1 pseudogene is annotated in these 666 nt (G+C 35.3%); it reads right to left on the bottom strand.

Going from position 1 to position 666, the window contains the following annotated elements:
* A pseudogene (locus CH289_RS28925) lies at positions 1-645 on the bottom strand (MBL fold metallo-hydrolase); the annotation flags it as partial.
* Between the last annotated feature and the right edge of the window lie 21 nt (positions 646-666).

Here is a 666-nt window from a genome sequence, read left to right as displayed (position 1 = left end):
GGTATGTGATAAGTGTGTTAAGATCATTTTTTTCGGTTGTAACTTTTGTTTTAACTCCATTGCTTCATTCACATCATAAACCGACCTTTTATTGGGCGGTTGATTTTCTTTCCAGAAAGAAGTCCCGAATATCAATGAATCAAGGTGGTAGAAAGGCAGCCATTGCTCATCAGTTACTTGAAAGGAATCAGTTAAATAGGCCCATTTATATCCATTTATTTTTTGAACTAAAATTCCATAAGACGAACCGTTATGACCATGATTTACTTAATGAAAAGAAATTTTATTGCCATCACTTACCCATTTCGTTGTTCCTACAAAAGTTAGCCCTTTTCTATTGTTTAAGTAAGGAAATCGCTCCTTTAACTGATTAATTACATCTGGAGGACTCACTATTTGTACTTGTTGATTATGCCAGAAGCATAAATCTGCAAAATCACCTAAACCACCGATATGATCGTTATGAGAATGAGTTATAAACACAACTGAAGGAATTGTTCTGTTATTATAAGTTTGAAACTGGATCTTGAAATCGGGTGAAATATCGATAAGATAGCTCTTGTTGCCTAAATGAAATTCACAACTCGGTCTAGTTCGTTGATTGTCTGGTAAGCCCGATTTACAAACTGGACACTTGCATAACAATCTAGGTACCCCTTGAGCATC

The organism is Rhodococcus sp. RS1C4 (genome assembly GCF_002258225.1).
Lineage (GTDB): Bacteria > Actinomycetota > Actinomycetes > Mycobacteriales > Mycobacteriaceae > Rhodococcoides > Rhodococcoides fascians_E.
The sequence above is the reverse complement of the archived record's forward strand: the minus strand, read 5'-3'. Positions and strand labels throughout refer to the sequence as shown.